Origin of the sequence: Paenibacillus sp. FSL E2-8871, from assembly GCF_038000345.1 — a bacterium.
Lineage (GTDB): Bacteria > Bacillota > Bacilli > Paenibacillales > Paenibacillaceae > Paenibacillus_AQ.
In genome coordinates this window covers 6,587,551-6,604,440 of the sequence record NZ_JBBOBV010000001.1, presented here as the reverse complement: position 1 = coordinate 6,604,440, position 16,890 = coordinate 6,587,551, and the positions used below count along the sequence as shown (strand labels likewise).

General features: G+C 45.4%; 13 protein-coding genes. 5 read left to right on the top strand and 8 right to left on the bottom strand.

Annotated features, from left to right (window positions below):
- Positions 1–14 precede the first annotated feature (14 nt).
- The 6 genes from sufU to NYE25_RS29455 all read right to left on the bottom strand — a co-directional run bounded on the left by sufU (position 15) and on the right by NYE25_RS29455 (position 5,061).
- A complete protein-coding gene (gene sufU / locus NYE25_RS29480; RefSeq protein ID WP_036684339.1) occupies positions 15–446 on the bottom strand; it encodes a Fe-S cluster assembly sulfur transfer protein SufU in 432 nt (143 codons plus the stop codon).
- Entirely contained in the window at positions 433–1,659 is a 1,227-nt protein-coding gene (locus NYE25_RS29475; RefSeq protein WP_076284184.1) for a cysteine desulfurase, read from the bottom strand. The genes sufU and NYE25_RS29475 overlap by 14 nt, the downstream gene beginning before the upstream one ends.
- The gene (gene sufD, locus NYE25_RS29470; RefSeq protein ID WP_042186353.1) at positions 1,656–2,957 is read right to left on the bottom strand and encodes a Fe-S cluster assembly protein SufD; all 1,302 of its coding nucleotides are present in this window, start codon (positions 2,955–2,957) and stop codon (positions 1,656–1,658) included. Before sufD ends, NYE25_RS29475 begins: the two co-directional genes overlap by 4 nt.
- A gap of 27 nt (positions 2,958–2,984) precedes the next feature.
- Positions 2,985–3,767 carry a Fe-S cluster assembly ATPase SufC gene (gene sufC, locus NYE25_RS29465; RefSeq protein WP_042186351.1) on the bottom strand — a complete coding sequence of 261 codons (783 nt, stop codon included), beginning with the start codon at positions 3,765–3,767 and terminating at the stop codon, positions 2,985–2,987.
- A 286-nt stretch (positions 3,768–4,053) separates the two neighbouring features.
- Entirely contained in the window at positions 4,054–4,515 is a 462-nt protein-coding gene (locus NYE25_RS29460) for a Dps family protein (RefSeq protein WP_042125852.1), read from the bottom strand.
- Between the two features lie 243 nt (positions 4,516–4,758).
- The gene (locus NYE25_RS29455; RefSeq protein ID WP_341147527.1) at positions 4,759–5,061 is read right to left on the bottom strand and encodes a YunC family protein; all 303 of its coding nucleotides are present in this window, start codon (positions 5,059–5,061) and stop codon (positions 4,759–4,761) included.
- Between the two features lie 215 nt (positions 5,062–5,276).
- Between NYE25_RS29455 and NYE25_RS29450 the strand changes: the two genes are divergently transcribed.
- Positions 5,277–5,804, top strand: a complete 528-nt coding sequence (locus NYE25_RS29450) for a hypothetical protein (protein ID WP_042186347.1) — start codon at positions 5,277–5,279, stop codon at positions 5,802–5,804.
- A 79-nt stretch (positions 5,805–5,883) separates the two neighbouring features.
- On the opposite strand, the gene NYE25_RS29445 is transcribed toward NYE25_RS29450, so the two are convergent.
- Entirely contained in the window at positions 5,884–6,270 is a 387-nt protein-coding gene (locus tag NYE25_RS29445; protein ID WP_076284185.1) for a DUF423 domain-containing protein, read from the bottom strand.
- A 169-nt stretch (positions 6,271–6,439) separates the two neighbouring features.
- Here NYE25_RS29445 and NYE25_RS29440 point away from each other — a divergent pair, with 169 nt between their 5' ends.
- A complete protein-coding gene (locus NYE25_RS29440; RefSeq protein WP_052404212.1) occupies positions 6,440–6,901 on the top strand; it encodes a hypothetical protein in 462 nt (153 codons plus the stop codon).
- An 87-nt stretch (positions 6,902–6,988) separates the two neighbouring features.
- On the opposite strand, the gene NYE25_RS29435 is transcribed toward NYE25_RS29440, so the two are convergent.
- Positions 6,989–7,456, bottom strand: coding sequence for a hypothetical protein (locus NYE25_RS29435; RefSeq protein WP_076284187.1), 468 nt, complete (start codon positions 7,454–7,456; stop codon positions 6,989–6,991).
- A gap of 204 nt (positions 7,457–7,660) precedes the next feature.
- Between NYE25_RS29435 and NYE25_RS29430 the strand changes: the two genes are divergently transcribed.
- The 3 genes from NYE25_RS29430 (at position 7,661) to NYE25_RS29420 (ending at position 16,846) form a co-directional block, all read left to right on the top strand.
- Positions 7,661–8,305 carry a methyltransferase domain-containing protein gene (locus tag NYE25_RS29430; protein WP_341061587.1) on the top strand — a complete coding sequence of 215 codons (645 nt, stop codon included), beginning with the start codon at positions 7,661–7,663 and terminating at the stop codon, positions 8,303–8,305.
- Positions 8,306–8,426: 121 nt separating this feature from the next.
- Positions 8,427–15,164 (top strand): DUF7507 domain-containing protein, encoded by a 6,738-nt coding sequence (locus NYE25_RS29425; protein WP_341147526.1) that lies wholly within the window; start codon positions 8,427–8,429, stop codon positions 15,162–15,164.
- On the top strand, positions 15,161–16,846 hold the full coding sequence (locus tag NYE25_RS29420) for a hypothetical protein (RefSeq protein ID WP_341147525.1): 1,686 nt from the start codon (positions 15,161–15,163) through the stop codon (positions 16,844–16,846). Before NYE25_RS29425 ends, NYE25_RS29420 begins: the two co-directional genes overlap by 4 nt.
- The last annotated feature ends 44 nt before the right edge of the window (positions 16,847–16,890 follow it).

Sequence of the window (16,890 nt, the reverse complement as noted above, 5' to 3'; positions counted from 1 at the left end):
TCCTTGTTCTACTGTTATTTATGTTGCTCTTCTTCGTCAATTCCTTTACGAAGCGCGTTCCAAGCCAGTGTTGCACATTTGATCCGCGCAGGGAATTTATTCACACCCGATAGGGCTTCAATGTCTTCATAATCTCCAAAATCCACGTCTTCACCCTTCATCAGTAAGGAGAAGTTATCGGCTAGTTCGAGTGCTCGTTCAACCGTTTGACCTTTGATCGCCTCAGTCATCATCGAAGCCGATGACATACTGATCGAGCAACCTTCACCGTTATAACGGGCATCCTTGACGATTCCATCCTCTACCTTAAGCTGAAGTGTAATACGGTCACCACAAGTTGGGTTATTCAGTTCAATTTTCAGAGCATCATCTTCAAATGAACCACGATTCCTAGGACTTTTATAATGATCCATAATTACGCGTCTGTACAAGTCATCCAAGTTCATAGCCGAAGTACTCCTTTGTCTTGATTAAAGCGTCCACCAGTCGATCTACATCCTGCTCGGTGTTATACAGGTAAAAGCTCGCACGTGCTGTTGAGCTGGCTTCCAGCCAGCGCATCAGCGGCTGACAGCAGTGATGACCAGCACGGATAGCAATTCCCTCCGCATCTAGTACTGTAGCGACATCATGCGGGTGAACGTCACCCAGATTAAAAGTCACAACGCCAACTTCACGATTGCGCGGACCATAAATGGTCAAGCCATCAATTTCAGATAAACGCTGTTCTGCGTATGCGGCAAGCTGCTTCTCATGGCTGTGAATCTCATCCATGCCGATTTCTTGTAAGAAATCTACGGCTGCACCTAATCCAACAGCTCCTGCAATGATCGGCGTACCGCCCTCAAACTTCCAAGGAAGTTCTTTCCATGTCGATTCATAGAGACCCACATCATCAATCATTTCGCCACCGAACTCAATAGGTTCCATGGCTTCAAGGAGTGCTCTTTTGCCGTACAAAGCCCCAATTCCAGTCGGTGCTAGCATTTTATGTCCGGAAAGTGCATAGAAATCACAATCCAGATCCTGCATATCGACCTTCACATGAGGTGTGCTCTGTGCGCCGTCTACGACAATTACCGCACCGTTTCGATGAGCAATCGCCGCAAGCTCTTTAATCGGATGAGTTACTCCCATAACATTTGACACATAAGCGATAGCAACGATCTTGGTTTTATCCGTAATCGTCTTCTCAGCATCTTCAAGCGTAATCGTTCCGTCAGGTTGCAACGGTATATATTTTAAAGTAGCACCTGTCTTCTTAGCTAGCTGCTGCCAGGGGATCAAATTACTATGATGCTCCATCAGGGTGATGACAATTTCATCGCCTTCACCCACTGCAGATGGCCCGTAAGAAGAGGCAACAAGATTTAGGGCAGTGGTTGTGCCGCGCGTAAAGATGATTTCTTTAGTGCTGCGGGCGTTAATAAACTTAGCTAGCTTCTCCCGGGCTCCCTCGTAGGCATCTGTTGCACGGCTGCCTAGAGTATGGACGCCACGGTGTACGTTGGCGTTATCCCACTCATAATACGACTTGACCGCCTCAATCACTTGACGAGGCTTCTGTGAAGTAGCAGCACTGTCAAGATAGACCAGTGGATGGCCGTTCACATTCTGGTTCAGTATGGGAAATTGCTCCCGGATGGCGTTGCTAATCATTGACCTAACTTCCTTTCCACAAGAGATTGGAGCTGATTGCGCAGTCCCTCTAGTGGAATTTGCGACACTACAGGAGCCAAGAAGCCATAGATAATCAGAGTTTCTGCATCATGCCGTGTAATTCCGCGGGACATCAGGTAAAAGACTTGCTCGTGATTGACCTGTCCTACGGAAGCGGCATGGCCTGCTGTAACATCATCTTCATCGATCAGCAGGATCGGATTGGCGTCACCACGGGCTTTTGGACTCAGCATCAATACTTTCTCTGTTTGCTGACCGTCGGCTCTTGTAGCACCTTTCTCGATCTTGGTAATTCCGTTGATGATAGAAGTAGCATTATCACGCATAACCGCACGAGTGATCATGTCACTTGGGGTATTTTTGCCGAAATGCTGAGCTTGAGTAGTGTAATTCAGTTTCTGTGATCCCGTACCTACAGCAATTACTTTAGCATCCGAGCTAGAGCCATTACCTTTGAGCACAGATTTGGTATCACTTGCTGTATCACCATAGTTCATCTCTCCAACAATCCATTCGATCGTTCCGTCATTCTCAACAACAGCGCGGCGGTAAGTCACATCTGTTGTATCCACGCCCAGCTGATGCACTGTAGCATAACGTACTTTAGCACCTGCACCCACGAATACTTCTACAGCACCATTGTGCAAGCCAGCTTCCTCTTTATCCGACACGTAGTTGTCTACGTATGTCAGGGAGCTGTTAGTATCCGCTACAATCAGAATGTGAGGAACAAATGAAGCTTCCGCATCATCTGTTAACAGCACCGCCTGAAGTGGAGTTTCAACCACTACATTCTTAGGAACATAGAGGAATACTCCCCCGTTCCATAGTGCTGCATGAAGCGCAGCGATAGAATGCTCGTCAGGCTGAATCGCCTTATGAAGGTAACGTTGTACCAAATCTCCGTGCTCTTTAACAGCCGTTTGCAGATCGGTAAAAATAACACCTTGTGCTGCAAGTTCAGGAGCTAGTCGTGTATATACTGCACCAGAGTTACGTTGAATAATCAGACTGCCTTCTTCCTGATCCTTGATCAAGGAGGAAATGGAAGCAGGTGCATCCTTCAGTGAAGCAATGGTTTCGCTTGCTTTGTAGCTACCATAATTATTCACATTCCAACGATCAATCCGTGTCTTCTCTAATTTAGGCAGTGTCAGAGTAGCTGCCAGTTCAAGTGCTTTCAAGCGGCTTTCTTTCAGCCAACCCGGTTCGCCGCTACTATGCGATAATTCGCTCAAGCGCTCGGCATCCACCGGAAGAATGGTCTGTGTCGTCATAAGTGTTCTCCTCCTTCCTGGCGTTTCTTACGCGTCTTGCCCTACTGTTTCGTCTTCAATTCCAAGTTCTTCTTTAATCCATTCGTAGCCTTCTGCTTCCAGACGTTGTGCAAGCTCAGGACCACCGGATTTTACAATTCTGCCCTGCATCATAACATGTACAAAATCTGGCTTGATGTAGTTCAAGAGACGTTGATAGTGGGTAATAACCAGGAAACCGCGATCTTCACTCCGCATGGAGTTTACGCCTTCGGCAACAATTTTCAAAGCATCAATATCAAGACCAGAGTCAATTTCGTCAAGAATCACGATTTTTGGATCTAGCATCATCATTTGTAGAATTTCGTTACGTTTCTTCTCACCACCGGAGAAGCCTTCGTTCAGGTAACGGTGTAGGAACTCAGGATTCATGTCCAGTTCTTTCATCTTCGCTTCCATAAGACGGATAAAACGAATCAAAGAAATTTCGCTGCCCTCTTCACGACGGGCATTAATGGCAGAGCGCAAGAAATCGGAGTTTGTTACTCCGGAAATTTCACTTGGGTACTGCATAGCAAGGAAAAGACCTGCACGTGCGCGTTCATCAACCGCCATCTCCAGAAGATCTTCACCTTCAAGTGTTGCTGTTCCTTCAGTTACTTCATATTTAGGGTGACCCATAAGAGCTGACGCCAAGGTACTTTTACCTGTACCGTTTGGTCCCATGATGGCGTGAATTTCGCCACCTTTCATTTGAAGGTTAATCCCCTTCAAAATCTCTTTTCCCTCAATCGTCGCTTTAAGTCCCTCAATGACAAAATCTGCTGCCATAATATTATTCCCTCCATTGATCGATTTGCGAAATCAAAAGTTGTATTGAAACAGGATGATCCTGATTCCCAGCACAATTAGATTTTATATCACATTATAATTATTATAAATTGAATCACAATGATTATCAATGATTCTCAACAATTTTATAACAAACCCTGTCTTTTTACAAATATCTCTTTTTATTTATCCTTATAATGCACCGCATGTTTCGCTATTTTCCGTAACCACCTAACGCAAAAAATAAGACCTCCCGCAGGAAGCCTTATTTCATACGCTTTATCGTTTAGCTAAGGTAGGAACGCAGCATCCATTGATGTTTCTCAAGATCACCACGAATTTTAATAAACATGTCAGAGGTAGGCTGGTCCTTAATTTCCTCAGCAAGCTCAATGCCTTCTGTCAACTCTTCAGAAATAGTAGCGAAGTCTTCAATCAGAGACTGGACCATACCACGTGTATCCTCTTTACCAGTAGCTTCTTGAATCGTTGCCAATTCCAGATATTCTTTCATCGTTGCAGCAGGACTTCCTTTGATGCTTAGCAGACGCTCTGCAACTTCATCCATTTGCAGCGTCACTTCATTATATAGATCCTCAAATTTCACGTGAAGAGAGAAGAATTGTTCTCCTTTTACGTACCAATGAAAATTATGGATTTTAACGTACAATACATTCAAGTTAGCAACCTGACGATTCAAAATTTGTTCCAGTGAAGTTGTATTTACTTTATTAGATGCTTTAGCCATGAGATGATCCCATCCTTATCCTTTATATTTACCGGGCTACTTAATCCTTCATCCGGCAGCAACTTGTCTATTCTTAATTTACCCCTTAGCATGTAAGACGAAACAAGGAGAACCCTTCCATAAAATCTCTGTTTAAATTATTTACACTAAAGACACTCTCTATTATGTTCAATTTCTGATTCTTGCAAAAAAACACAAGAGGCCAATGGCCTCTTGTGTTTTGGATTTTGTAAGATTGTTCAGTCAGACCATAAGAAGTAATGCATCCGCACCCGTCATGCCGGGTACGATACCTAGACGCTCCGCTTCTATGGTTACAGACTCCAATGGGGCAGCTAACAGCTGTGACAGCGTACGTACACCAACCGCCCGGGCTGCGATAATATGCCGTTCACTGAGCTTCTCATTGAGCAAACCAACATCCAGCGCACCACACATAATATACCCTCGGCTTGTGCTGATTGAGAGCAGCGTTGTTTTCGGAAGCTTAACTTCTACCCCGATCAGCGTATGTTCACCTACGGTAATGGGCTCCATAGTAACCAATAGCAGCACCTCCTTTATTCACCAACCACGATGTATATGTATGCTTCACCCCCTGCTGATGTGCAGTTGGTAGTCCTAGGCTTTTCGTAAAAAACACAGTACCTTGGTCCCATTTTCTCTAGTGTCAGGTATATGATTATTACTTGTTTAATGTTATAGTTTATTTACATTCTTATAATTGTAAAGAAATGTTCAAACGAAAAGCTGGGGGATCTATGGACGAGAAACTACAACACACAGACGGCAACTATTTATTTAATGTCGACATCCTGATTAATGCCCGTACCAACCCGCTTGCATTGCAATATCTGCTTGAAATGTTGAACAATAATGACAAAATCACAGATTTCAACATTAACTCCGGTCTTGAATTGGGGAGAACCATTGACAGCTTGCTTCGTTCTGCCAAACTAGCCTTGAATCAAAGCTCTGCTCCTCCAACTTCATTTAAGCTGCCACCAAAGACCACTAAAAAGCAGCTCGATAAACCGATTGATAAACAGGCAATATTGCCTGCACAGCAGTCAGCTATTGAGACGCCAGCTGATGCATACGGGAAAATTCGACAGTATATTCAGAACAACCAATTAGTACGTTTACGAGCGAATCGGTACGGAAAACAAGTGTCCATGCCCTGTCGTATTTTAAATTTTGATGAAGCAGCCAACTCAATTAGTGTCTATCACGTGGATGAGAAACAGGTATACAGCTTTAATTTAAATGAAATCGACGAATTTCTGTAAACGTATACGTTACAGATAAATAAGCATCCGCCCCTTTATGGAACGGATGCTTATTTATCAACTTCTGTAACTTGATCGCTTAGGATGCCTCTTTGCTGCGTGAGAATGCTTCCACAGCCAGACATAACCAGCCTGCTATGAAGCATACACCACCAATAGGTGTTATCGCTCCAAGCACCTTAATCCCGGAAATGCTCAGTACATATAAGCTACCAGAGAACAAAATCGTCCCTGCTATTAATAGCCTTCCTGCCCAGCGTAACCGGGTACTTTCTCCCCATTGACCTACAGCCAGTGCTATCAGAATTACACCCAGCGCATGTACCAAATGATACTGTACACCCGTCTCATATACCTTCATATATTCTTCGCTAATAACAGGTTTTAATAAATGAGCGCCAAAAGCGCCTACTCCTACTGCCAGCATTGCTAGCACAGCCCCCCAGGCCATAAGTTTCCGTTGCATGCGATTACAACTCCTTAATATTAGACTTCTTCTATCATAAACGATTACCGATTGCTTTTTCCAGCAGCCATTTACGAATTAGCCACAATCAGGGGTTGCTTTTTTAGCATCAATATGAAAAAGTGGATATTAACAACATTTCATTCTTATCTCTCAAGGAGTGCAACCTATGGACCTTAATTCTCTCTCAAAATCTGACGCGCCTACAGCAGAGGTAGGAAATACCCAACCTGATCTGAGTCAGCCAAGTGCTGGTTCGTCGTATTCGTACCAGAAAGTAGATCATGACCTCCAACACTCTGGACCTGGTATTGCTTCTTTCATCATCAGCCTCGTGACCATAATGGGTTATGCAGCTCTCTTCGTTTTCATTATTATGAAGGCTTCTTCCATGGTTAACGAGAACTCGAATCTATTAGCCGAATCATCGCAGTCCATCATGCTTCTTGGAATGACTGTTATTATTCTTTCAGCTCTTAATGTAATTGGTGTTGTCATCGGCATTATTGGGCTTTCCATCCGGAAGAGACGTAAGGTTTTCGGCGTTATAGGCACTATCATCAACGGTGTGATTATCCTACTCTTTATGCTGCTTATTACTATTTTCTTAGTCAATGCCGGGACGCTATAACGTTCACTTCTAATTCCAAGACAAAAGGGCTGTTCCTGAAATCAATCAGGAGCAGCCCTTTTGTTATTCATAAATGATAGCGTTTCTTTATTTTGCAAGAGACAGCTTCGAAAGTACACGCTGTTTAACTGTAGCATCGCCTTCCACTGCTTTTTCAACATATTCAAAAGCTACAGGATCATCCGTATTTAACTTCTCAATAACGCTCTCCATACCTGCTGTGATCTCAAAAGCCGTAGGACCTTCTTTGGTCTCAATCTCAACAGAATGACTATCTATTTGGCCGACGTAAACGCCTGTTCCTTTAAGAATTTTAGCTTCTGGATTTGCAGTAGGTTTGGGTGCGGGAGTACTTGGATTCTCTGTTGGTGCAGTGGTACTTGTACCTTCTGTAGGTACGGGTGTGCTTGTGGTCTCCTCTGTTGGCACTGGAGAAGCTGTTGCACTTGGTTCTGCAGATGGCTGTGCTGAATTATTAGTAGCACCGCAAGCGGTTAGGGCTAGCGTTAATGCTGCGATTGCAGCTATAGCGGGTAAGGAACGTTGTTTTTTCATGTTGACTGCCTCCTCTATGTTTAGCGGTTGTTTGCAAAGTCATTTTCTATAAGCCTACTCCTATAAACGTATCAACTCTGCTAAGGTTTCATAATACGTTATTTTTAGTAACTTCCAATCTTTAATAGGCATCCGCCGGATGCAGGCTTAAGCGAGATTAATACAATAGTGTTGAGCCTGATTTATCCCTAAGGAGTGGTCCCCTTGAGAATCGATATCGGCTGCGGATCCAGTAAAGAAGCAGGTTATCTCGGGATCGATCGCATCGCGGGTCCCAACGTAGATATTGTCTGTGACATTAGCCAAGGCATCCCTTTGCCGGACAATACCGCCGAGTTTGTAATGGCTAGTCGTGTATTACCTTATATCGACGATTTATCCGCGGTTATGTCGGAAATTCACAGAATTAGCACCCACAAAGCCATTGTTTGTATACTGGCCCCGTATGCCCACAGTTTTGTTCATATGTCCAATCCTTCCTTTAAGCAGAAGTTTGATGAATATACTCCGAGGTATTTCACAGGATCCTTTTTCCAGCCCCCGTCCGGTCCAGTATGCCCATCGATTCCTGACTATCCCATCCCGGTGCCGCCGTTCGATTATCGATTGCTGCGGATGGAGCTTTTCTATCAATACCCTTATGAAGATCCTCTTTATGAAACAGAAGAACTAGAAATACTAAAGACGCTTCAAGCCAATGTTGTGCATGAAATCATGTACCATTTCACCGTAATCAAAGAAAATATTTCTATTCATGAGCTGGAATTGATGAGTAGAGGGCTTTACGCTGAACCGCGTGTTCTTATGAAACGCAGGCTAAAATCACACGATAGACAAAATTCCCTATAATTTATTGATGGGACATACAATTATACCCGAATTACATCATAGGCTAACATACAGGTATTAACTGTGCCGTCCTGATTATGGGACGGTTCACTTTTTTAAAAGAAAATTAACCTCGAAGGAGGTGAGAATCATTCCACTAGTCGTACGGGCAACGATCAATGCGACCGGTGCTATCACATTTACGGGCAACACACTTGGACTTAGTCGCTCTGATACAGTCGGAGTACCTGGGACACAGGACAGCATCGGTGGCTTTACCACTGTCAATACATCGTCTATTTTTGGAACCTACCCTAACGGAACGACTAGTCTTTATACAAGCAATAGTTCAGCAGCCATACTGGTCCTTCCTTCAGGTAGCACAGTGCTGTATGCAGAGCTGATATGGGGTGGCACCTATATAAATGGAACCGTAAACCTCAGTTCGGCGATAAACAACCCAGTCACCTTAATTACACCTACCGGAAGTACGTTCAGCATAACTCCCGATGCAGCTACTAGTAATACTGTTGATTTGGGAGGTGGTGCTTCTGCATATGTCCGTTCCGCCAATGTAACCAGCATTATACAACAAGGTGGTGCCGGTACCTATACTACAGGCGGCGTTGTAGGCACAATTGTAATTCCAGGAGACTCGACAGCCAACCATGCCGGCTGGACTTTAGGTGTTATCTACCAGAATACAGCCCTCCCATTCCGCAATATGTCCCTTCGGGCAGGTGCAATACTAGTACAGGCAACATCAGCCCCGGTTTCAACTACGATAACTGGATTCGCAACACCAATAACAGGTGCGCTTGGAGGCAGAGCATTATTCAGCGCACAGGAGGGAGATGCAAACCGTTCAGGCGACCAGGCCTTGTTTGGTCCAACTGCTGCTACACTCGTAGCGTTATCTGGCCCCAATAACTTTGCTAACAACTTTTTCGCATCACAAATCAACAATGATACAGGTAATCTCAATACAACTGGAACATTTGGAACACGCAATCAGACGAACGGGAATCCAGGAACCAACATCATCGGTGGCCGACAAGGCTGGGACATTACTAATGTTGACGTGTCAGCCAGACTTGTAAATAATCAGTCTTCAGCGATTTTACAATTAACTACCTCTGGTGACGCTTATGTGCTTAATGGAAATGCCATACAAGTAGATATAAATGCACCCAAAATAAACCTTACTAAAAGTGCCAATGTGTCCGGGCCAATAGTCGGGGATACGGTAACTTACACTGTAATTGTCAATAATACTGGTACAGCGAGTGCAGCTAGCGTCGTTTTATCAGATGCGCTGCCAGCAGGATCAACCTTTGTTACCGGAAGCGTTGTAGTGGCCGGCGTCGCTAGACCAACCTTTGATATTACAGCAGGAATCTCTCTAGGTTCATTAGCTTTGGGTACTTCAATAACGGTTACATATCAAGCTAAAGTCACTTCATTACCACCAAGTCCACAAAATATAGCCAATACCGCAAATGCTGCTTTTACGTTTCAAAGTGTAGCAGGAGGCCCTATCATGACCGGGGTTATTCCATCCAATACGGTAACTTTACCCGTATATTCCCCTATTCTTAACATTGTAAAAACTGCCAATACTGCAAATGCGACGGTCGGAGATCAGATCACCTATTCCCTTCAAATCACCAACACTGGAAATATTGGTGCTATAACAACCCTTACCGACAATATTCCTTCAGGTAGCTCATATATTGCGGGTAGCTTTACCGTCAATGGAACACCTGTCGCTGGAAATCCTGCTACAGGTATTGCTATTGGAACGATAGCTGCTGGAGGCAGCTCTACCGTTCAATTCCGCGTAGTGGTGAACAGTCTCCCTTCACCGCCACAACTGGTCGACCAAGCGAGCACCACTTACACCTTTCAAGTTCCAGATGGGCGAACCGTAGCTGGATCAGCCTCATCCAATTCATTGTCTATTCCAGTTACAACTCCCAACGTAACAGTGCTCAAAAGCGCTGGATTTGCTGACGTCGCTGTAGGAGATACACTGCTCTACACCTCCGTTATCAGCAATAATGGAATTGCAGCAGTTACCAACGTATCGCTTTCAGACATTATCCCTGCTGGGACTTCACTAGTCTCAGGTAGTGTTACGGTAGGTGGAACGGCACAGCCATCTGCTAATCCCGGTACAGGAATTTCTATTGGAACCATCACGCCTGGAGGTTCCGTTGCGGTCACCTTTCAGGTCAACGTGATCTCATTGCCAACTCCCGCTCAACTATTAAACAGATCCTCTACATCCTTCAGCTCAGGAGCCTTTACTGGCATTTCGCTTTCCAACACGACTACGACTCCGGTATATCAACCTGTAATCCAGATTGTCAAAAGTTCGAACGTTTCCAGTGCCACTGTAGGGGGCAATATTCTCTACACGTTGAATGTTCAGAATTCTGGAAATATCGGGGCATCTGTAGTCCTCAGTGACAATATTCCTTCAGGAAGTTCCTTTGTCTCGGGGAGTGTCACAGTTAATGGAGTTGCTAGACCAACTGATTCTCCACTTACAGGAATTAACTTAGGAACTGTAGCTTCAGGGGCTAGTGTTCCTGTAACCTTTCTTGTCTCTGTACAATCTTTGCCTTCACCAGCTGTTCTGAACAATCAAGGCAGCAGCAGCTACACCTACCAACTACCAAGCGGTAGATCCTTATCCGGAACTAGCCAATCAAACACCGTTAGCATCCCAGTCTCCGCTCCAAATATTACGCTAACCAAATCCGCAAGCCTTGCTGATGTCACAGTCGGCGAGAATCTGACTTACACAGTCCAAGTGTCCAACACAAGCAGCGTAGCTGTGAATAACGTTGTCGTCTCTGACCCCATTCCTACGGGAGGCACTTTTGTAGCAGGGAGCGTTATTGTTGGCGGTTCATCGGTACCAGCCGCAAATCCAGGTACAGGAATATCTATCGGTAGTATTGCGGCTGGCAGCTCTATTACAGTCTCTTTTAGAGTGAATGTTTCTTCTTTACCAAATCCATCACAATTTGCAAACAGAGCTAGTGCGTCTTTCTCATCCGGTGCCTTCACTGGTTCTTCACTTTCGAACACGGTAGTAACCCCTGTGTATCAACCTATTATTAGTATGGTCAAAAGCGCGAATACCGCTCAGGCATCCGTAGGAGGATCTTTGTCTTTCTCGATTCTCATCAGCAATACCGGGAATATTGCAACCACTCTACTATTAACTGATAATCTTCCACCTCAAGCTTTATTTAACGCGAACAGTGTAATCATCGGGGGAACACCTTTACCCGGATATAATCCAGTAACCGGAATCCCTGTAGGCCCATTGGCACCAGGTGACAGCGTATCTGTGAGCTTTCTGGTTACGATAACAGCGTTACCTCCTTCACAGATGTTACTGAACTCCGCTTCGGCAACATATAGCTTCACCCTCCCGGACGGGCGTCAACTCGGAGGAAACGTAGTATCAAATACGCTCTCTGTCCCTGTATCCGCACCTAACGTCAGTGTCGTAAAAAGTGTGAATGCAGCTACTGCCGTTACGGGCGATATCCTTACATTCACCTCAGTATTGACGAACAACAGCATAGCTACTGTAAGCAACATCATTCTCAGCGATCCTCTGCCTGAGAATGTAGCTTTTATTCCCGGAACCGTAATTGTAGGCGGCATTACTCAGCCGCTAGCAGTTCCGTCCGCCGGCATTCCAATCGGTAGTCTGGGTCCAGGCGCCACAGCTACCGTAACATTCGAGGTGAGGATAACGATGCCGATACCATCACAAATTAATAATCAGTCGTCCGTCAGTTTTACATCCGGTGTATTCTCCGGTTCTTCTTCATCCAACATTACTAGCACACCAGTCATTCAGCCACAGATCTCCTTATTAAAAAGTGCCGTCGATGGAGATGGTGATGCCGATGCTCTCGTTGTAGGTGATACCATCATCTACACAGTGGTTGTAAGTAATGCAGGTAATCTTGCTGCAAATGTAACCTTAACCGACAACATTCCTACTGGAACTGTCTTCAATCCTAACAGTGTTATTGTAGGAGGCATGCCGCAACCAGGTGCAGCACCCAATACCGGCATAGCTGTAGGAAGTGTAGCTCCGGGAACCAGTGTCCCTGTTAGCTTCTCTGTTAATATCGTTTCCTTGCCATCACCACAACAAATCAGCAATCAAGCTTCTGCAAGCTTCACCTATACTCCGCCTGACGGTAGACCCTTAAGCGGAACTGCTGTATCTAATACCGTCACACTACAGGTCTCAGCTCCTAATATCGTGGTAGTCAAAAGCTCCACCTCAACTTCCGTAGCGATCGGAGATACGGTCACTTATAACGTAAATATTACTAATAACGGTTTAGAAGCTGTTAATAGCGTGTTACTTAACGATCCAACACCAGCAGGCGCTGCTTTTGTAACGGGTAGCGTATCCGTAAATGGAGTACCTTTTCCAAACCTGAATCCTTCTTCGGGGATATCAATTGGTACCCTGGCGCCTGGAGCTTCAGCTCTGGTTGCTTACAGTGTTACCGTGATCTCTGTTCCTCCTACTGCTACACTTATCAATAAGGCATCCGTAACCTTTACATCAGGTGTTTTTTCCGGTTCGACTTTCTCCAATACCGTTACCATCCCTGTGTACCAGCCGAACATCTCGGTTGTCAAAACAGCAAGTACGAATAACGCTACAACAGGTGACGCTGTCAGCTACACCCTGACCATTAGTAACACGGGGAACTACCCCGCAAGTTTGGTAGTTACAGACAACATTCCAGCCGGCACTACCTTCGTTACGAACAGCGTACTTATTAATGGACTCCCTTTAGCGCAAGTAGATCCGTCTACGGGTATTCCAGCCGGAGTGATTCCTCCAGGTGGTACAACAGCAGTAGTGTTCACAGTAAATATCACCTCATTGCCAAACCCACAACAACTGGTCAATCAGGGCACAGTTACTTATAGCTTCACGCTTCCGGATGGGCGTACACTTGGTGGCTCAGTCCTATCTAACACGATTACTATCCCCGTCTCTTCTCCTAATGTAGCTGTAGTTAAATCCACTACAACAACATCAACCACGGTTGGGGACACCATCACATATTCCATCGCTATTACCAATAATGGAATCGATACTGTTAATAATGCCGTATTCACGGATGCACTTCCTGCGGGTACTACATTCGTATCTGGCAGTGTATTAGTAGATGGCGTACCTCGTCCAGGGGGTAGCCCTTCCACCGGGGTAACCTTGGGCAGTATTGCACCAGGTGTAACTGTAACTGTGGCATTCACAGTGAATACAGTCTCATTGCCACCTTCAGGCCTCCTAAATAACCAGTCAACGGTGAGCTTCACCTCTGGAGTTCTCTCGAATGTTGCCTTCTCTAATATTGTATCAACGCCTATTTACTTACCGATTCTAGCCGCAGCAAAAAGCTCGAATTCAATTCAAGCGACCGTTGGAGATACGATTACCTACACGATTAATGTAACCAATTCAGGGAATTACGGGGCTTTGGCTACTCTGAGTGATACTATCCCATCTGGAACAACATTTGTGCCAAACAGTGTGCTTATTCAAGGTGCCCCAGCTCCGGGAGCAGATCCAGCGGCTGGCATTCCACTCGGTGTCATATCCGCAGGTGCAACACTATCTGTTATGTTCTCAGTACTCATTTCAACACTGCCAGCAAGCCAGCAACTGATTAACCAAGCATCGGTAGCATTTGCTTACACCTTGCCTGATGGGCGGACGTTTAACAGTTCGATCAATTCCAATTCGACAACGATTTCGGTATCCTCACCGAATGTGATCGTAACTAAGTCATCACCAGCAACAGATGCCGTTATTGGCGATACAATTACTTACAACCTTACAGTTACCAATAGCGGAATCGCCAATATCAGCAATGTAAACATCAGTGATCCAATACCAGCAGGCTCTTCGTTTGTTGCTGGCAGTGTGATCGTTGATGGCACTCCGCATCCTAATGCCAATCCAGCGAATGGCATCTCGCTCGGCACAATTGCACCGGGCGTTTCGGTCAATATCTCGTTCAACACTATCGTCAATGTACTGCCTAATCCTGCCACGCTCACCGATCAAGCTTCCGTCAGCTTCACATCTGGAGCATTCTCGGGATCCTCATTCTCTAATACACTTGTTATTCCGGTGTATCAGCCTATCATCGTTGTAGTCAAAGGGGCAGACAGAACCGCCGCAACTGTCGGAGATACGATTACTTACTCCTTGAATGTGACTAATACTGGTAACCTCATAGCAAATGTAGTCATAACTGACACGATTCCTAGCGGAGCTATCTTCGTTCCAAACAGCGTGCTCATTAATGGGGTGCCACAACCAGGCTCCGACCCGGCTACTGGATTAAATATTGGAGCAGTTGCTCCGGGAAGCACGGTAACAGTGACCATAACCCTGCAGGTTACAGTAGCCTCCCTCCCGTCACCGCAGCAGTTAGTCAATCAGGCTTCAGCAACTTTCTCATTCACACCTCCAGATGGTCGTCTGCTCACCGGAACTTCACTTTCAAATGTCCTAATTATCCCTGTCTCTTCTCCGGATGTAAGTGTCGTTAAGAGCACTACTTCTATTGATGCCGTTGTCGGCGATATCATCACCTATACGATTGTTGTTACCAACTTAGGGATTTCACCAGTCAATAACGTCATCATGGTTGACCCTATTCCAGCAGGCAGCCAATTTGTAACAGGCAGCATCACTGTAGACGGAACCCCACGACCTAATGGCAGCCCGGCTTCCGGTATTGCCATCGGAACGATTGCTGCTGGCGCTTCCTCAACCATCACCTTCCAGGTTCAGGTAGTAGCGTTATGATTCCCGGCTCACGTACCCAACCTGTCGTAACTAATCAATCTATGGTACTCTTCAACTCGGCAGCGGGTGTTGACGGCATTGTCTATTCCAATACCGTTAACACCCCGGTCGTGGGCCCCGTGCTTTCATTGCTGAAGAGTACAGACAAACTCCATGCCTCTTTAGGTGACACTCTGGTGTATACCATTAAAGCTTCTAATAATGGAAACACAGATGCTTTGCTAACGGTGTATGACATTCTTCCAGAGGGTGTATCCTTTATTTCCAACAGCGTGCTTAGAGACGGTGTGCCTCTCCCAGGGGCTACACCGTCTTCGGGCATACCGCTAGGTTCTATTGCTCCGCAGAGCCAAGTGAGCATCGCCTTTCAAGTGGTTATCATTTCACTTCCCTCTTCACTAGTGCTGCAAAATAAAGCACTGGGCCGTTTTTCTTTTGCCACACCCGAGGGAAGAATCGTTAACGGAGATTTATATTCTAATTCCGTACTAGTTTCTTTACGCTCCTACCAGCTCTCTACCAGTTTGTCTGCAAGCACTCCGACCTCTTTTATAGGTGATGTAATTACCTATACATTACGGCTTACGAACGAAGGTAACAGCCTATTAAACCAAATCATCGCAACGATTTCTATTCCTAACGGATCTGTGTTCATTCCAGGGAGTGTCATTGCAGGTGGCGTCTATTATCCAGAATCAGAGCCTACGCAAGGAATATTAATTGGTCAACTTGATAAAGACCTAAGCATTGATATTACCTTTCGCGTTCGAGTTACAGAGATCCCCTCATCCTTGGACCTGACTAACCGTGCTGCTGTCACTTATACCGTCGACGACGATCCCAATACAACCGAGAGTAACACCGTCGTTATCTCACTTGTTCTGGCAGGGGTCACCATCAGCAAGAGAGTAGATCATGTTACAGCAGCTCCAGGTGACAACCTAAGATATGAACTAACGGTAACCAACAGCGGGAACTTGGCCGTGAATGCGGTTCTGACCGATGCTATCCCTTCGGGCACTCTTTTCGTATGGGATAGTGTTCTCTTAAACGGAGTGATGCAAAAAGGCGCCCGTCCTGCTGATGGCATTCAGCTAGGCACATTAAGAGGCGGAACTTCAGCGGTCGTGGTCTTTCAAGTGAGCATTCCTGCAGCCATAAACATTCATGCCCACGCAGCTGTCCAAAATCATGGCAGTGTTCAGTATACTTTTGTGCTCCCGGACGGACGGACAGTAAGAAAAACCTCTCGTTCCAATATCGTTACTACTTTAATAGTCCTGCCTATCATTTCTCTCGAAACTCATGCAAAGCCTACCCTTGTGGAAGAAGGAGAACATGTCCAATGCTGGATCTCCCTAACGAATAGTGGGAATTGGCCAGCAGAAGTATCCCTTGATCGGCTCACACCGGAGGAATGTCTTATTGATCCTAGCAGCATTGTGATTGATGGGATTCCAAATCCACAATCTTCATTTAACGGTATCTTGTCGCTAGGGACAGTCAAAGCTGCTGCCACTGTAAACATCCATTATTTTGTCAGGGTTAGTGAACATGTACTGGGTCGTTTCCTTAAAGGCTTAGTAACCGCTCCATACTTCTTCAATCTGGATGGACGTGAATACACTGGCGAGAGCCAGTCGAACAGTTATATATTGACTGTGGAAGAGATCAGTGAATAAGAAATCACATATCCCCCATCCCCATGAATATACTTTAGTTACAA